This window comes from Bernardetia sp. MNP-M8, assembly GCF_037126285.1.
In the GTDB taxonomy this organism is placed as follows: Bacteria; Bacteroidota; Bacteroidia; order Cytophagales; family Bernardetiaceae; genus Bernardetia.
Genome location: NZ_CP147012.1, coordinates 2,272,862 through 2,289,138, shown reverse-complemented (window position 1 = coordinate 2,289,138; position 16,277 = coordinate 2,272,862). Strand labels below are relative to the sequence as shown.

Genomic DNA, 16,277 nt, shown 5'->3' with positions numbered 1-16,277 from the left:
AAAAGCATTTGATTTCATTAAAAACCAAATGCTTTTGATACTAAACATTATCGTGATGTTTAGTTACATACTACTACAGGTCCAGGATTTGTTGAGTTTAAACAAGCCATTTTAACTGTCCAAGCATTGTAGCCACAAAGAGCAGTATTACAGTTTTTACAACAATAGAGTGTTCTTGTGCCACCACCAGCATTGCCACCACCACCACCACCAGGATTATCATCATCTCCATCGATAGGAGCAACAGCTCCACCAGATACACTTGAAGCTATTTTTTGAGATACAGCAAACTTTTTAAAATCTTTTAGACTTTTCATAAAAATGATAATTAGATTGAATAATGATTAATTAATATTAGTTCTGTTAGTTTTAAAAAAGCTAATTTAGCTATCATGTAATATAAATGAATTTAAAACAAATTTTAACTTCTAACAAACTAATCACAAGGTAAGTATTTATTTGAATAATGCAAATATTATTTTCACTATTTAGGAAAATTATTAGCTGTGTTTTAAAATTATAAATAAGTTATTTATTTTTTATTCCTTTAACAGTTTCTTTCAGAAGTCTCTCAATAGTTTACAAACACCGATAAGATGATCCCAATACAATATCAAGGTGTAGAGAAAATGGTACAAAGGCATTGGGAGTTAAGATTAAAAAGAGATATTACTGAATTCTCTAAAACGGATTATTAAAAATGTTTTCAAATGGTAGAAATATAGAATTTGAAACTATTGTGAAAGCAAAGCCACGAGAACTAGAAAAATATGTTGTTAAATTAAAAGAAGAAAAATACCCTTCTAAAATTGAAAAATTACAGGATTGGTATGGTAGTATTTCCTTAAAATCATTAAGTCAATACGGAACAACAAATCAACCTTATTCTGCACCCACTTTCCACATTTACCTACTATATTGCTAAGGAACTGGGTTTGTTGGATTAATGAAAATGGTATTTGTAGGTTAAAGGCTTGCCTTTTAAAGTATTTATTAATCACAATTTATCAAAAGTCAAAGGCGAGCTTTGACCTACTCTGTTTCCTCCTCCCAAATATCCACATCAATCACATCAGAAAACGGAATGGCTGCATCTAGCATGTTTTCTACTACTTTTTGTAAAAATGTTTCTACTTCTGCCAAAAATCCATCTAAAGTCAAATCTTTTTCAGCTTTTAGAGTATAAGGCGTAAAATTAGAACTTAGCTTTCTGAAAAACCAAAAACCCGAAACAATTTGATATTCTTCTAAGCTAAAGTCTGTTGGCAAATGATTTATTTGTCCTGCTTGATAGGTTTTGATAAACAAATATTTATACAAAACGAGTTGAATAATTTTGGCTTTTTCATCACTCAAAAGCTGTTCGAAAGTATCGGCTTTTAGTGCTGCGGCATCCATTTTTCCAGTTTTATAATCGATGACTTGTAGCCTTTTTATTCCTTCTTTTGTCGTAATTATATCAATTCTATCAGCCGTTCCGATGAGTTTTAGAGGAATTTTTCTGATTTGTCCATTGATTTTTATATCAAAAGTAATAGTATTTTTAAGTTGTTGTTCTAGTGCAATCAGACGAATAGGAGCTTCTTCTTTCTGCAAACGCATAAATTCAGGAATCAAAGACTGTGTAACTTCTTTCAATAAAAAATTCTTTCCTGTGTCGTGCATTACGCCACCAGCTAGTTTTGTGATGAGCTTTTCTACTAAAAGTTTTAGGTTTTCTTTGTCTTTTCGTGTTTTGTCTAGCCATTCCAAATTTATTTCTTTTCCTACCAAGGGCGCAAAAAGTTCCTCTAAAGCCTCATGCATAACCTGTCCATACGTATGTTGAAACAAATCTTCTTCCATCATTGGAGGTTCATTTAGTTTCAAAACTTTCTGCTCATAAAAACGCATCGGTTCTTCCAAATAACGACTAATATAACTTGGCGACAATCCTTCTTGAGTCAAATATTTTTCTAGTCGTTGAATAATTGCAGGTGTTTTTTCTACAATTCTAGTGCTATTTTCGAAAGTTGGTAAAGGCAATTCTAAACGAGACTCATAAAAACTAATATTCTCTAAATGAGCCAGTTCGCTCTTTATTTGATTGACATAACGGCTCGGTTCTCCTCCACGCATTCCCTCCATATCAGAAGCATAAATAAGCGTTATTTTTTTGCTTCGCTGTAAAAGTCTGTAAAAATTATACGAGTAAGCAGCATCATCTTCGGTGTGGGTAGGAAGATTAAACTGCAAACGAATATCAAACGGAATGCTAGAAGTCAGCACTTTTCCACGAGGAAAAATCCCTTCATTTGCCGAAATAATAATCACATTTTCAAAATCTAAGGCTCTACTTTCCAACATTCCCATAATCTGAATAGGGGCAATAGGTTCTCCAGTAAACGGAATTTTTCTATCTCTCATAAGTTCCAAAAGCAGTCTTTCAAAAGATTCTATTTTTAAAGGAATTTTTAGCTTTCCTTTTTTATTTTCACTTTGATTTTCAGATTCATTTTTAAACTTATCTTTATTTAATTTTCTATCTAATTCTTCATCAATTTCTCCAAAAATAGAATTTCCGATATGTGTTTCTTTATTTGGTGCATAAGTAATTATCATTCTTTCAATCTGTTTTAAGAGCTTATAAAACTCAAACAAATATTCACTTTCCAAAGAATGTTCTTCTTGTGTAAAACGGTGTGCCAAAGCCTCAATAATCTTGAAAAAAGAACGTAAAGCCTTATGGATATTTCCCGAATTATTGGTATCTTTTTCTTTCGGATTTCGTTCATTTTTCCCCCAATCTTCGAAGAGTTGTCCGTACAACCAACCATTTTTCTTATAATCAGATAATTCTTTTACAGAAAAATAAATGATATTTTCGTCGTGCATTCGCTTCAAGGGTGGATTTTCATCTTCATCAATCGGACGAATATAAGGATGTTGCAATATTCTTTGTAAGTCTTTGTGATAAACACTAAGAGGTTGGTCTTCATCACGCAACATATTTTCCTGTGCTTGAAAAAGATTTTTGATAAGCGAAAAAAGTGGCGTATTTCTGAGCGAAACACCCATCGTAATATTAACTAGCTTTTGAATATTTACGCCTTCACTACTTTTTGGGAGAGAATAAAGCATCGGTAAAAGCATTGTTTCATCTGGCAATAAAACGGCTGTATGATTTCTTGCTTCTGAAAATTTGAAAAATTCATTTTTATAAATCATTCTCTCAATCATTTCATTAAGAAGATGTCCTGCTGTTTTGGCTTGTGTAATTGTATTGACTACGCTAATTACCTCAATTTCCTTTTTCTGAGTTTGTATCAAATTTTCTACAAAACTAACTTCTTCTCTTCTACCTTTTATAAATCCGTTTTGAGTAAATTTTCGAAAATAATTTCCTGCTTCATGCCATTTAGCATCAATATAAAAAGAATCCATATCCCAAAACGTTTTTGCTTTTCCTAGCTTTTCTAGTTTTCGAATAATTAGTTCTTCAGCTTTATAAAGTTGATTGAAGCCTATAAAAACAGCACATTTTATATTTTGGTCTTCAATTACTTGTTCCAAATTTTCATAAACCCAACGAAAAGCCAAACCACTATATGCACGATTAGAACTTTCTAATTTTTCTCTAAAATGATTGTAGGTCTTTTCAACATTTTGCCAAAAAAGATAATATTCTGTAATTCTACTTAGCGAACTTATGGCTTCTTCTTGTCCTTCTTCTCCAAACATATCTCCCCAACGTTCTAGCGTTTTTACTTCGTCCAAATACTCAAAAAGCTCATGTGATTTTATCAAATTTCTATCAATCAAATTAAAGTCTGATAGCATCGTAATTGCCATTGGTGCAAAACGCTCTAAAGAACCTGCTACACCTTTATCAAAATTTTGGTAAGAATCATACAATTCAAAAACAAGTGCGCTTGTATCTTCAATTTCCAAACCCGAAGAACCCACAATAAAATCTTCTAAAGAAATTACTTTTGGAGAAAAAATAGTTTCCTCTGCTATTTCAGAAAGGAAAGTCTTGAAATACAAACATGCTCTTCTAGTTGGAAGAACAATATGCAAATCAGAAATTTCTGTTTTCCATTCTTGGTATAATTCGGTTGCTACTTTGTGGAGGAAAGAAGGAGAAGATAAAGACATATATTTATTTTATAAAAAACTACTTTTTGTTGATTTGGAATTACAAATTACGCATATTTTTTAATTGAGTTCTAATTATTTTAGATTCACTGATAGAAATTAGCAAAATATGTTTTTTCAAAAAAAATTCTTATTTTTAATCAAGTTTTTAATTGAACTTCATTATTACCAAATTTATTTTATCATTTTAACTTAGAAAAACTATGAGTATTATTTCATTCAAATCAATTTTGATTAGTGCTTTTTTAGTAGGAACGCTTGCTTCATGTGGAGGCGAAAAGAAAGCAGAAACTCAAGAAGAAACTGTAGAAACAAACGTAGCTGGCGAAGTTACAGGAGAATTGAGTCTGACACAGACAAAATTTAAGACAGGAGAACCAATTAATGTTACTTTCAAAGTAAATCAGAAATTAGATAAACGTCCTTGGATTGGAATTATTCCGTCTGAAATACCTCACGGTGATGAATCTAAAAATGACCAACACGATGTCTCTTATAAATATTTTGATAACCAAGAAAGTGGAACATTGGAATTTTATACACCTAAAAAAGCAGGAAAATATGATTTCAGAATGCACTCTAGTGATAATAATGGAGTAGAAATTACCTCTATTTCTTTTGAAGTAGAAGATACAAATACTTCTGATGTAACTGGCGAACTGAGTTTGGAAAGAACTATGTTCACACCTGGGGAAAAAATTATGCTTACTTTTAAGGTCAGTCAGAAGCTAGACAAACGCCCTTGGATTGGTATTATTCCCTCTGAAATAGAACATGGCGATGAATCTAGAAACGATATGCATGATGTTTCTTACCAATATTTTGATAATCAAGAGAATGGAGTTATAGAATTTATGTCACCTACAAAAGAAGGAAAATATGATTTCAGAATGCACTCTAGTGATAATAATGGAGTAGAAATTACTTCTATTTCTTTTGAAGTCGCTCAATAATGCATTCATCTTATTAATAAATAGAAAAACAACATTTTTAGCCTTTGAGGAAAAATGTTGTTTTTTTTATAAAAACTTACAAAACAAGATTTTTTTTTGTATTTTTGCGTTCTACTACTACCCAATTACTATTTTTATCTTATTCTTAACGAATCTAAAATTAAATTCTTTTTAGATTATTGACAGACTTATTTCATTTTTTTATGAATTTGTGCTGCACTTTTGTTTCTATCTTCGTACCAAATATGATTCAATTTATAATCAAAATTAATTTTTTAGAGAAAAAAAAATACGACTAAAAATCTATCCCCTTCATTTTCAACAATTTATACTGATGATAAGTTGATTTAGTATAGATTTTGTATTAGAATAAAGTTATACTAATTAGTTTTCCTTAGGCAAATAAATATAATTATTTAAAGAAAAGTAATAGTATCGATTAAGTGAGCTAATTTATTTTGGCTATTTTAATTTTTCGTGCAACCATTTTATACTCACTGTGGGTCTTTTATATGAGTGAATTTCCTTTTATGTCAAACATTTCTGAACATAACGGAAGTCAATCCATTGAAAATGTTGAAAATCAACAAGAAAATCAGGAACTAGATAATGAGAATACGACTACTCGTACTGCTCATATTCCTTCTTCTGAAGAATCTCAACTTATCAATGATTGCATCAAGGGCAAACGTCAGGCGCAACGTACTCTGTACGAACAATTTGCTCCAAAGATGTATGCTATCGCAATGCGTTATGCCAAAACGACACTAGAAGCTGATGATATTTTGCAAGAATCTTTTATCAATGTTTTCAAACATATAGATAGTTTTGCACAAGATTGTCCAATAGAATTTTGGATTCGTAGGATTGTTGTCAATCAAGCACTCAAAACAGGTAGAAACAAATATGATAAAGCCTTCAAAGAAGAAGTAACAGATGTAAATTATAATTCAGAAGAAAATATAATTTTGGATCAATTTGACTTAGAGGAACTTTTACAAATCATTCGTAGACTGCCTGATGGTTTTCAGCAAATTTTCAACTTGTATGCTATTGAAGGATACAAACACAAAGAAATTGCAGAACTATTAGGAATCAGTGTAGGAACATCGAAATCACAGTACGCACGAGCAAGAGCACAATTACAAGAAATGCTCTTGAAAGAAGATGAAAGCTATGAACAACTTCGGAACTAATAACCGAAAGCAGTTGGAGGAGCAATTTAAGAATAAGTTCGAAAATGCTCAGTTTAGTCCACCTGCTCACTTATGGGAACAAATAGATGCAGCTTTAGATGCAAAGCCTTGGTACAAACGTCCTTTATTTTATTGGACTTCTGGGCTAGTGGCAGCACTCTTGTTGGTGGTTATGTTTTGGTTTACGCTAGTTTATGATAATTCAAATACTCCTTCAACTAACGAAATCGTTAATTCTGATAAAAATAAAATAGAAAATATTGAAAATTCTTCTTCAAAGAATGAAGGAATTCGCACTATTCAAACACCTAATGATACAGCTTTTGGTAATGTAGAAACAAATAATCCAACTCAAAAAACTGAATGGATTAGTAACTCTGATACAAAAAAAATACATTCCAATTCTTCTAACAAAAACAATTCTGATAAAAACTCTACTTTCTCACAAAACACTTCTACAAACACAAGTAAAGAAAATACTGATGTAGCTATTTCTATTTCCTTAAATGACAAAGACAAGAATAAAAATGAGGATTTAGATAAAAATAGTAATTTGGATGAAGTAATTGCAGAAGCAAATAATACCCTAGAACTTGTGGTCTTAAAAGAAATTGATTGGTCAAAATATTTACCTGTTGGAAATCCTTACTTTGAAAAAGAAGTTATTCTAAAAATAGATAGCACAAATGAAGCTATTACAAGTAATCAAGAGAATAAAAACCCAGAAAATATAAAAAAATCATCTGGAGTAGCCATTACTTTTGGTATTAATCATACACAAGGAGTTTATAAACCTACTTTCAGAACTGATTCTCTTCACTCTGGTCTAACAGTAATTGAAGCATATAGCTCAAATCTTGCTGATACGCTTCCAAAAACAAACATTAGTGGAACTTATCAACAAACAGGTTTTGATGTCGCCTTACAGTTTGGAAAAGATAAACGTTGGAGTATCAATACAGGACTTGGAATGGGAAAGGCAAATTATTCTTTTAGTTCTACAAATTATGTGCGTATATATGTAGATTTAACAGATCCATTAAACTTGAGAGAATATCCAAATAATCAAGTTGAAGCGAAATATGAATGGTTGCAACTTCCTATAGCTATTGGCTATCAATTTGGAGAAAGTAGAGCCAAAAAATTTAGTGGTTTTGCACAACTCGGAACAGCAATAGAGTTTTTGAGTCGTTATTCTTATACAAGTCTCAACCCAGATGTTATTTTTACCTATGCATTAGGAAATCATAGAACTACAAACACACAGGTTTGGACTCAAGCAGGAATTAATTACCACATTACAAACCGTTGGACACTTTGGGGAGGAGGAACTTATAAATCTTCACTTTCTTCACTCATCAATGAAAATGGAGTTACTTTTTCTTCACAGGCTTACGGCTGGCAAGTAGGAACTCGTTTTACAATTTTTAAGAGTGGAAAATAAAAGAAAATAACTGGTTCAAGCGTCGACTCTTGAACCAGTTATTTTTTTTAATACCAATTCTTTTTCAAAAATTTAATGGTTTGTTTGCGAGCCTCTTTAGCTGCCGTTTCATTATAAGCTGGTGAACTTGGATTTGCAAAAGCATGGTCTGCTTCATATCCTAAAATAGTAATTGTTTTACCTGCTTCTTTCATTGATTTTTCAAATTCCTTCATTACTTCTGGTGTAATCCATTTGTCTTTATTAGCATAAATTCCCAAAACAGGTGACTTGATTGTCTTGATTCTTTCCATATCTTTTTCAGGCATTCCGTAATACATAACGGTTGCTTTTGTATATTCATTTGAGATAATAGAACCTTGTAATGACCAACCACCACCAAAACACCAACCAATTGTAGCAATTTCTAAAGGTGCGCTTGCATCTTCAATAGCTTTTTCTTTAGCATGTTTTGTCACAGCTTCAATAATTGAAGTTGCACGAGCATTGTCCATTCCTTGCATGTATTTTTGAGCATCTTCTCGTGTTGTGGCAACCTTTCCATCATACAAATCAATAGCAATTACGTTTACTTTTTTTCCAAAATTTTCATAGTATTTTTCGACTTCTTTTTTCACATAATCATTAAGCCCCCACCATTCGTGAAAAACAAATAGATATTTTCCTGTTGGTTTTTTGGCTTGTACCATAAAGACATTGGCAGCTTCGCCACCTTCTACTGCTATTTCTGACATTTTGCCATATTGAGGAGTAAAATCAAATGCAATAGGATTTGGATGTTTGTTTACAAATTCTTTATCTGTTGTGAATTTAGCAAACTCATCAACAGCACAACATGCTTTATTTTCTGATTCAGAATCATTGAATAATAAAAAATAAGAACCTATCCCTGTAAAAACAGCAATAAGTGATAGAAAGAGATAATTTTTTGAGAAGAACATTTTGTAGTAGTTTAGATTATAGATGCAAAAAAGATAATTGAAAAATAGTGTATTTTTTAGAAATACGTAGTGCGAACAAAAAGTAATAGCAAGTTGTTTTGAAACAGAATCTAAAACAGTTATCTTTTATAAAAGCAATACAGATGAGTAAGCATATCAAAAAATCAGATTTACCTCAAAAAATATGTCTTGTGTGTCAAAAACCATTTACTTGGAGAAAAAAATGGGAAAAAGTTTGGGAGGATGTAAAATATTGTAGTGAAAGATGTAGAAGAGCAAAATAAATTAACTCTGTGTTTAAATTTGTAATTTTGTTAAATCATAAGTAAAAAATAAAGCGAACTTATAGTCGTCAAAATAAGTTGAAGAGAAATACTCACTAATAATTAAATCAAATAAATATGTCAGGTAAAAAGAAAGAAATACAAAAGTCAGTCAGTATCAAAAATCGTAAGGCTTCCCATGAATATCATTTTATAGATATTTATCAAGCTGGAGTAGTTTTGCAGGGAACAGAAATCAAATCTATCCGAATGGGAAAAGTTACGATAAGTGATGCCTTTTGCTTGTTTATTGGAAATGAATTGTTTCTCCGTAATCTACATATTTCGCAATACGATATGGGAAATGTACATAATCACGAAGAAAAAGCAGATAGAAAATTACTTTTGAAGCGAAAAGAACTAAAAAAACTTCAATATGATGCTCAAGATGTTGGTCTGACAATCATTCCGACAAAAGTATATGTTAATGATAGAGGGCTTGCAAAAATAGAAATTGCGCTTGCAAAAGGTAAAAAACTATATGATAAACGCCAAGACCTAAAAGCAAAAGATGCAAAAAGAGAACTTGACCGTTTTTAGTAAGTAATCAGTTACCAATTAATTTCAAATACTTTTTTTTCCAATTGAGCAGGGTTTTAACTCTGGTTTTCTTATATGTTTATGAACAAAAAATCCATTTTAGATTTAATAAAAAAACATCAAACTTCATTTGATGAAGAAATAGAATTTCAAAAACAGATAATTAAATTTTTAGAAGAGAATGATGATTTTGCCTTACGTTCTAATCTAATTGGACAGATTACAGGTTCGGCTTGGATTGTCAATAAAGAGCGTACAAAAGTTCTTTTGATTCATCATAAGAAACTAAATAAATGGCTACAAATTGGTGGACATATAGAAGATACTGATCAGACTATTGAAGAAACTATTTTGAGAGAAGTAAAAGAAGAAAGTGGTCTTAAAGATTTAAAACTACTTTCTTCTTCTATTTATGATATTGACATTCATACTATTCCTCCAAAAAAGGAAGTTACAGAGCATTTACATTTTGACATTCGCCTAATTGTAGAAGCAGATGAAAATGAAGATTTGACTCCTCAAAATGACGAAATCTTGGATATTAAATGGTATAATTTACATGAAGTTCAAAACTTAGCAGAATCAAATACTTCTATAAATCAATCTATGAAAAGAATGGTTGATAAGATGATAGCTTTGTAAGCTAGTTTACTTCAAAATAGCTTGTATTTTCATTGTTCTGATAGGTTTTCTAGGGTCATTGCAAATTACAGTCAGAGAACGAATATATGTTCCTCTGTCTTCTGGTGTTTGAAAGATAATTTTTACAATGGCATTACTATGAGGTGCAACCTCGTTCCATTCTGATTTTTCTGTAAGTAGTTTGCACCCATATCCTTCTATTATTTTATGAATTCTCAAAGGCATATTACTTTCATTTTTGAGTACAAAAGTAGCTTCTAAAGAATCCTTTCCTTCTAAATTTTTTAGATAATGACTGCCTAAGTTTATGTAATCGTCTTCTATTTTAAGCTCTGGATAGGCTTCTAACATTTCAATATTTAAGCTAGGAAAGTATTCTTCTACATTGGCTGTTACTTTAAACTCTAACTTAATTGTTTTTTTATTTTGTTCCCCGAAAAGCAATACCATATCTTCTAAATAACCAAAATCATTCTTTAAAAGTGGATCATAAATAACATAGATAGCACTAGTTTCTCCTGCCTTTAAAATATGTGTAGAATCAAAACGCACTTGCAAATGTTTTGGCATTTCCATCTTTCCTGTAAATACAAAGTCCTCTTTACTTGAATTATAAAACTCAAACTTTTTAGTCATCGGAACTTTATTCAACATATTCCCAAAATGAAGATATTTAGTTCGTGTACGAATTTGTGGTGTTTTTTCTAACTTATATTTAAAATCTCTATCCTTATCCAAAACAGGTTGTAGTTCTCCTTTCAACATTAGTGTTTGTGTCCCTGCATTGTCTGTCTTTACTGTAAACACTTTAACAAAATTGCCGTAATTATAAGGTAAAAAAACTAATTCTATAAAACTACGCTCGTCTTTTTCTATACTTCTATCTGAGTTTTGATTCGAAAAACTACAAGCACAATCCGTTGAAATATCTAATATTTTAATTTCATTTTCTGAATTGTTTGTAAAGTAAAAACGATGAGTAAGTGTGTCTTGAAATTCTATTTTTCCAAAATCAAATTCTGTTTCTTCAAAATCTAAGGTAGAATTTTGAGCCAAAAGCTCTGTTGAAAATAGAATAAAAGCTAAACTAAAAACAGAAATAGAGAAAACTTTAAAAGGGAATTTAGAAAACATAGAAGATAGAAATGCTTCTTTTAATGCAAATTGGATTTTGTACATAGCTGATTACTTATTAACTTGTCTTTATAAAATGAGTATAAATTATTATTTTTTCAGAAAAAGAATAGAAATAGAACTGGGAAAAATATTTTTAAATAATTGTAAAACTTTTATTAGAATGTATCCTATAAAAGCTGACACAACTAGTTTTCTTCTAAAGCAAAATTATGGATTTGAATACAAAAGTAACAAAAAACAACTTTGAAGGTGCTAATTTTTTATTAGTAAGTTGGGTAGATATGGTAGCTAATTTTTCACTTCCTGAAGATAAAAACATAGAAATCTTTACACTTCTAGGTTCTCAATACAAAGAAAATACTCGTTATTATCACAACTGGACACATATCAAAACGATGATTAAAGGCTTGTATGATTATCCAGAAGAAATAAATGACATACTTTCTATTGAGTTAGCTATTTGGTTTCACGATGCTATTTACGTCCCACTTCGTAAAGATAACGAAAGCAGGAGCGCAAAATTTTTTCACGAACAATTATCTCTATACTTACCTATGGAAAGAGTGCGAAAAGTGATGAATTATATTGAAGCTACCAAAAATCATTCTAAAACAACAGATAGAGATTTACAAGTGCTTTTAGATTTAGATTTAGCGATTTTAGGGCAATCACCAACGGTATATCAGAACTACTCTAAGCAAGTAAGAGAAGAGTTTGGTTATGTTCCTAATTTTTTATACAAAAGAGGTCGAAAGCTAGTTTTAAAAAACTTTTTAGATAGACCTACTATTTATCAAACTACATTTTTTAAAGAGCAATTAGAAAAACAAGCACGAGAAAATATTAGAGAGGAATTAGATAGTTTATAAGATGAAATAATCAAGCAAGCTTTAATAAGAGTACCTTCTAAAAAACATGCATTATCTATAAATAGTGCATGTTTTTTTTGTCAATTTTTGTATATCACTAAAATATAAAACTCTATTTTCCAATAAGTTAAAGAGCTTTTTTAAAGTTTCAAAATGAAAAACGCTTGGCTTGAATTGAAATATTTAAAGTTTTTATGATACAATATTCAGACAATAATTTGAAGTATCAAACTATTAGCAAAAATGTTTAGTGCTTTAGCATAAAAACCGATTTTTAGGTAACCTTTTAACCTGATTTACTCGTTTAACAAAGTAGACACAACAACTATTTGTAATTATCACTTTAACAAAAAAAATATCTATATAAAATACTACTACTCATCAATTCAATAAATAACTAAAAAATTATGAAAAAGACGATTTACTTTACACTTATTTTACTAGGTAGCGTCTTTAGTTTTACTACTTTTACTAACTTCGCTTATGCCCAACATGAAGGTTTAGATTGGTTTGCTAATGGAGAGCGTCATAAACAACAAGCTCGTTATGACTTAGCCTTACAAGAATATGACAAAGCTGTTCAGAGAGAGCCACGTAATCATCTTTATATTTACTCAAAAGCACAATGTGAATACCAACTCAAAAAGCCAAAAGAAGCAGCGCAATCATTAAGTTATGTTATTCGCTTAAACAGTAATTACTCTCCTGCTTATGCTTTGCTTGCCAAAATTTATGCAGATCAGAATGACAATGAAAAAGCTGCTCAACTCTATGATATTGCAGCACGTTATGAGCAAGAAAAAGACAAAAAACAATTCTATCGTTTCTTTGTGATTAAAGAAAGTTTAGCTAAAAAAAATTGGGCAACCGCTTATGAAAAAATCAAAATTACCAAAACTGAATTTCCTGAAAATCTTGAACTTTATTATTTAGAATCTCAGGTAGCTAATTATTTAGGAAAATATAGAGAAGCTATTGAAGCTATCGAAACTATTGAACCCAAAATTACAACCTTACATCCTAGCGAAAATGCTCGTTATTATTATCAAAAAGGATATGCTTACTATCATTTAGATAATTTTGAAGAGGCTTTCAAAACGTGGTCAAAGGCAAGCTATGGTAACTTTAAAAATAAGATAGAAGAATTTTCTCCTGCTCGTTATGCGTATCTAGCAGAGGCTTATGTAGAAGTTCGTCAGTTTAATGAAGCGCAAGCCTATGCTCAACAAGCTCTAAAAATAGACCCAAATAATGCAAGTGCTTATTTTACTCTAGCTAATTTACAAGATAACAAAGCAACAGCAAATGTAGACAAAACGCTAGAACTCTATTATAAATCAGCTAAGTTTGAGAAAGATTTGAAACGCAGTACACAGATTTATGAGCAAATAGCACGACTAGAACTTTCTAAAGATAATTACGATAATGCACTTAAAGCATCACAAAATGGTTTAACATTTAATTCAGCAAATAAAAATTTGCTTTACTTAAATGGACTTACTCTTTTTCATCTACACAAACATCAAGAAGCTGCTGAAGCACTTCAGAAAGCTCTTGCTCAGATGAGAGACCCTATTGAACATTCTCGTTGTATGTTTTTATTAGGATTAGTTTATCGCAATGGAGACAAATTAGATATTGCTCGTAGAGCATTTGCAAATGTACAAGCGCAGCCTTTCAAAATGGCAGCTACTAACGAAGTAAAACTAATACAGCAAGCTACAGAAGGCGAAGAAGAACTATAAGATTTTAAAGATAAATTTCACTTACTACTATTACTATCTAAAGCCATTTTATATAATTAAATCATTCAGATTTTAAATATATAAAAATGGCTTTTTTATTTGTGCTATAAAAAAATTCTGCCTTTTTTTTATTCTACTTCTGCGAATTATAGAAAAACATTTCTTGGTCATCAGGTTTTAAATCAACATAACATTTTATATTTTGTAAGATATTTTTGGATGAATCCATTTTAATAGTCGTATTTTGGATGAATTGTTGTCTTTTTTTAGCAGTAGTCTGAAACTGATTTTATTTATTTTTTTGCTTCTAAATATAAAGTAGTAACTTGATTAAGAAAGGTATAATCAGTTAATAACTGCATAAAATAGAATTTGGTAAAACTACTTGCATAAAATAGTTAGTTTATCTCAATTTGTCTAAACTAAAAAGTGTTTATATTGCAAATAGCACACTTTTATTTTTTAATTTGATAAAACCCTTATGAAAAAGCGATTTTATATATCCGTTTTTATCCTAATTTTTCAAATGACTCTAAGTACAGTCATTGCACAAAATTTCTCAAAAGAATATTGGCACAAAGGAGAAGTCTATTTATTTACAGAAGAAAGTATAAAAGGAAGTATTAGATATGACCTAGACCAAAATAATATTACTATCCGAACGCCTGATAACAAATTGCGTTCTTATAATGCTTCACAAGTAGAACAATTTTGGATTGAGGACGAACTTCAAAAACGGGTTCGTTATTTTTATTCTCTTCCTCAGATTACTAAAGATGATTATAGAGTCCTTTATTTCTTTGAATTATTGACTGAAGGCAAAATTACACTTCTTTGTAGAGAAAACTTTGTAGTAAAACAAGTAGGTTACTATTCGCCTTATATGTGGGGAGGTTGGACAAATGGAGGAAGTTATGTAGTTCAAGAAGATGATTATTTTTTATTAAATAATGAAGGAAATGTTGTTGATGTAGAGGAAGATAGAGAAGCAATTATGAATCTTTTTGGAAAGAAAAAAGACGTAATGGAACTTTATTTAATAGACCACAACAACAAACTGCGTAATAGAGAAGATTTATTACAGATGATTCGTTATTATAATGAGGTTTATAAATAGTAATTTTAGACTTATTTTTTGATAATTTACTGAATTAAAGGCTTTTTGATTCTTGTAATTTGGAATAAAATGTTTAATTTTGCAGTTCGTTTTTTAGAGTTTTGTAGTTTTACACGCTCTAATTAGAAAAATTTAAATTAAATTTATAGGGTAAGTGGCGCAATCCTCTTACATTAAACTGTTTATAAAATGAAAAAAGAAATTCACCCAGATTATCGTGAAGTAGTATTTTTAGATACTTCAAGCGACTACAAATTTTTGACTCGTTCTACTATCCTTACAAAAGAGACTATCACTTGGGAAGATGGAAAAGAGTATCCATTAGTTAAAGTAGAGGTTAGTTCTGCATCTCACCCATTCTATACAGGTGGAAAAGGAAACTTTGGACGTACTACTGGACGTGTTGAGCGTTTCAATCGTCGTTATAAGCGTACTGATAAAAATGCAGAAGCTCAAGCAGAAACAACAGAAGAGTCTACTGAAAAGTAATCTTTATTGTTCTTTAGCACTAAAAAAGCCTTCAAATTCTAAGTATTATTTAGATTTTTGAAGGCTTTTTATTTTTAGAAAATTTTCATTTTTTTATTTCTTCTTATAAGTAGATACTGTCATTAAACTATTAGAGGTATCTGTCAGTTTTAGAAGCTCTGGACAAACATCTACAAAATAACTACGATCAGTATTTCCTGCATCTAACCAAACAAAACTAAATGCCCCTAAGGTAGTATCTGAAGAAGCAGTTATTCTATACTCCCAAATTCCTGTTGCTTGACCATTTTCAAGTTCTTCTACTGTTGCACCTAAGTTAAAGACTAAAGACATCGTTTTTTGGTCTGTCTCTGGCGTACTTACTATTTCACCATTTCTTGTTTGACGACGAGATTCTACCCATTCCCAGCTACTTTCAGTAAGAATAGCATTTGCTTCTGCAACTTGACTAACTGAGTTTTCACAACTAATTATAGGTGCTACCTCTTCTTTATCATCTTTACACGCTACAACAGAAAGAAATATAAAAAATAGTAGTATAAAAGAAACGGAATAATTTATTGATTTTTTCATTTTTGTTTTAAATATTGGGGGATTGAAAATAAGGGAATAACATATTAAATAATAATGTTCAGAATAGTATTACTCAAAAGTTATAGCAAAAAAACACCTAACTACTAGAATAAACTAGGTTAGGCGTTTTTTATTTTATACAAAGATAAATAATTTTACTTATTTATACTT

16 protein-coding genes are annotated in these 16,277 nt (G+C 30.4%); 11 read left to right on the top strand and 5 right to left on the bottom strand.

Annotation, left to right across the window (positions count from 1 at the left end; all coding sequences use genetic code 11):
• Positions 1–59: 59 nt before the first annotated feature.
• On the bottom strand, positions 60–317 hold the full coding sequence (locus tag V9L04_RS09520; RefSeq protein WP_338793853.1) for a hypothetical protein: 258 nt from the start codon (positions 315–317) through the stop codon (positions 60–62).
• Between the two features lie 383 nt (positions 318–700).
• Between V9L04_RS09520 and V9L04_RS09515 the strand changes: the two genes are divergently transcribed.
• The gene (locus V9L04_RS09515) at positions 701–925 is read left to right on the top strand and encodes a hypothetical protein (protein ID WP_338793852.1); all 225 of its coding nucleotides are present in this window, start codon (positions 701–703) and stop codon (positions 923–925) included.
• A gap of 107 nt (positions 926–1,032) precedes the next feature.
• On the opposite strand, the gene V9L04_RS09510 is transcribed toward V9L04_RS09515, so the two are convergent.
• Positions 1,033–4,137 (bottom strand): PD-(D/E)XK nuclease family protein, encoded by a 3,105-nt coding sequence (locus V9L04_RS09510; RefSeq protein ID WP_338793851.1) that lies wholly within the window; start codon positions 4,135–4,137, stop codon positions 1,033–1,035.
• Between the two features lie 203 nt (positions 4,138–4,340).
• Here V9L04_RS09510 and V9L04_RS09505 point away from each other — a divergent pair, with 203 nt between their 5' ends.
• From V9L04_RS09505 to V9L04_RS09495, 3 genes are all read left to right on the top strand, one after another.
• Complete coding sequence (locus V9L04_RS09505; protein ID WP_338793850.1) at positions 4,341–5,090, top strand: hypothetical protein; 750 nt, start codon at positions 4,341–4,343, stop codon at positions 5,088–5,090.
• A gap of 530 nt (positions 5,091–5,620) precedes the next feature.
• Positions 5,621–6,286 carry an RNA polymerase sigma factor gene (locus tag V9L04_RS09500; protein WP_338793849.1) on the top strand — a complete coding sequence of 222 codons (666 nt, stop codon included), beginning with the start codon at positions 5,621–5,623 and terminating at the stop codon, positions 6,284–6,286.
• A complete protein-coding gene (locus V9L04_RS09495; RefSeq protein ID WP_338793848.1) occupies positions 6,267–7,730 on the top strand; it encodes an outer membrane beta-barrel protein in 1,464 nt (487 codons plus the stop codon). The genes V9L04_RS09500 and V9L04_RS09495 overlap by 20 nt, the downstream gene beginning before the upstream one ends.
• Before the next feature lie 47 nt (positions 7,731–7,777).
• Here the strand turns inward: V9L04_RS09495 and V9L04_RS09490 are convergent, their stop codons facing one another.
• Positions 7,778–8,671 carry a dienelactone hydrolase family protein gene (locus V9L04_RS09490; protein ID WP_338793847.1) on the bottom strand — a complete coding sequence of 298 codons (894 nt, stop codon included), beginning with the start codon at positions 8,669–8,671 and terminating at the stop codon, positions 7,778–7,780.
• Between the two features lie 143 nt (positions 8,672–8,814).
• Between V9L04_RS09490 and V9L04_RS09485 the strand changes: the two genes are divergently transcribed.
• The 3 genes from V9L04_RS09485 (at position 8,815) to V9L04_RS09475 (ending at position 10,176) form a co-directional block, all read left to right on the top strand.
• Positions 8,815–8,955: a DUF2256 domain-containing protein gene (locus V9L04_RS09485; RefSeq protein ID WP_338793846.1), complete on the top strand. Its 141-nt coding sequence runs from the start codon at positions 8,815–8,817 to the stop codon at positions 8,953–8,955.
• Between the two features lie 117 nt (positions 8,956–9,072).
• Positions 9,073–9,534 carry an SsrA-binding protein SmpB gene (gene smpB, locus V9L04_RS09480; RefSeq protein ID WP_338793845.1) on the top strand — a complete coding sequence of 154 codons (462 nt, stop codon included), beginning with the start codon at positions 9,073–9,075 and terminating at the stop codon, positions 9,532–9,534.
• A gap of 81 nt (positions 9,535–9,615) precedes the next feature.
• Positions 9,616–10,176: an NUDIX hydrolase gene (locus tag V9L04_RS09475; RefSeq protein ID WP_338793844.1), complete on the top strand. Its 561-nt coding sequence runs from the start codon at positions 9,616–9,618 to the stop codon at positions 10,174–10,176.
• Positions 10,177–10,182: 6 nt separating this feature from the next.
• On the opposite strand, the gene V9L04_RS09470 is transcribed toward V9L04_RS09475, so the two are convergent.
• Positions 10,183–11,355, bottom strand: coding sequence for a DUF1573 domain-containing protein (locus V9L04_RS09470; protein WP_338793843.1), 1,173 nt, complete (start codon positions 11,353–11,355; stop codon positions 10,183–10,185).
• Positions 11,356–11,522: 167 nt separating this feature from the next.
• Here V9L04_RS09470 and V9L04_RS09465 point away from each other — a divergent pair, with 167 nt between their 5' ends.
• From V9L04_RS09465 to V9L04_RS09450, 4 genes are all read left to right on the top strand, one after another.
• Positions 11,523–12,182: a hypothetical protein gene (locus tag V9L04_RS09465; protein ID WP_338793842.1), complete on the top strand. Its 660-nt coding sequence runs from the start codon at positions 11,523–11,525 to the stop codon at positions 12,180–12,182.
• Positions 12,183–12,589: 407 nt separating this feature from the next.
• Positions 12,590–13,927, top strand: coding sequence for a tetratricopeptide repeat protein (locus V9L04_RS09460; protein ID WP_338793841.1), 1,338 nt, complete (start codon positions 12,590–12,592; stop codon positions 13,925–13,927).
• A 481-nt stretch (positions 13,928–14,408) separates the two neighbouring features.
• The gene (locus tag V9L04_RS09455; RefSeq protein ID WP_338793840.1) at positions 14,409–15,044 is read left to right on the top strand and encodes a hypothetical protein; all 636 of its coding nucleotides are present in this window, start codon (positions 14,409–14,411) and stop codon (positions 15,042–15,044) included.
• Between the two features lie 189 nt (positions 15,045–15,233).
• Complete coding sequence (locus tag V9L04_RS09450; protein ID WP_338793839.1) at positions 15,234–15,533, top strand: type B 50S ribosomal protein L31; 300 nt, start codon at positions 15,234–15,236, stop codon at positions 15,531–15,533.
• Positions 15,534–15,626: 93 nt separating this feature from the next.
• Here V9L04_RS09450 and V9L04_RS09445 read toward each other — a convergent pair whose 3' ends face one another.
• Positions 15,627–16,106 (bottom strand): hypothetical protein, encoded by a 480-nt coding sequence (locus tag V9L04_RS09445; RefSeq protein WP_338793838.1) that lies wholly within the window; start codon positions 16,104–16,106, stop codon positions 15,627–15,629.
• Positions 16,107–16,277 lie beyond the last annotated feature (171 nt).

Coding starts and splice junctions, on each gene's coding strand:
- V9L04_RS09520 (WP_338793853.1), bottom strand. CDS start 317: ATGAAAAGTCTAAAAGATTTTAAAAAGTTTGCTGTATCTCAAAAAATA.
- V9L04_RS09515 (WP_338793852.1), top strand. CDS start 701: ATGTTTTCAAATGGTAGAAATATAGAATTTGAAACTATTGTGAAAGCA.
- V9L04_RS09510 (WP_338793851.1), bottom strand. CDS start 4,137: ATGTCTTTATCTTCTCCTTCTTTCCTCCACAAAGTAGCAACCGAATTA.
- V9L04_RS09505 (WP_338793850.1), top strand. CDS start 4,341: ATGAGTATTATTTCATTCAAATCAATTTTGATTAGTGCTTTTTTAGTA.
- V9L04_RS09500 (WP_338793849.1), top strand. CDS start 5,621: ATGTCAAACATTTCTGAACATAACGGAAGTCAATCCATTGAAAATGTT.
- V9L04_RS09495 (WP_338793848.1), top strand. CDS start 6,267: ATGAACAACTTCGGAACTAATAACCGAAAGCAGTTGGAGGAGCAATTT.
- V9L04_RS09490 (WP_338793847.1), bottom strand. CDS start 8,671: ATGTTCTTCTCAAAAAATTATCTCTTTCTATCACTTATTGCTGTTTTT.
- V9L04_RS09485 (WP_338793846.1), top strand. CDS start 8,815: ATGAGTAAGCATATCAAAAAATCAGATTTACCTCAAAAAATATGTCTT.
- smpB (WP_338793845.1), top strand. CDS start 9,073: ATGTCAGGTAAAAAGAAAGAAATACAAAAGTCAGTCAGTATCAAAAAT.
- V9L04_RS09475 (WP_338793844.1), top strand. CDS start 9,616: ATGAACAAAAAATCCATTTTAGATTTAATAAAAAAACATCAAACTTCA.
- V9L04_RS09470 (WP_338793843.1), bottom strand. CDS start 11,355: ATGTACAAAATCCAATTTGCATTAAAAGAAGCATTTCTATCTTCTATG.
- V9L04_RS09465 (WP_338793842.1), top strand. CDS start 11,523: ATGGATTTGAATACAAAAGTAACAAAAAACAACTTTGAAGGTGCTAAT.
- V9L04_RS09460 (WP_338793841.1), top strand. CDS start 12,590: ATGAAAAAGACGATTTACTTTACACTTATTTTACTAGGTAGCGTCTTT.
- V9L04_RS09455 (WP_338793840.1), top strand. CDS start 14,409: ATGAAAAAGCGATTTTATATATCCGTTTTTATCCTAATTTTTCAAATG.
- V9L04_RS09450 (WP_338793839.1), top strand. CDS start 15,234: ATGAAAAAAGAAATTCACCCAGATTATCGTGAAGTAGTATTTTTAGAT.
- V9L04_RS09445 (WP_338793838.1), bottom strand. CDS start 16,106: ATGAAAAAATCAATAAATTATTCCGTTTCTTTTATACTACTATTTTTT.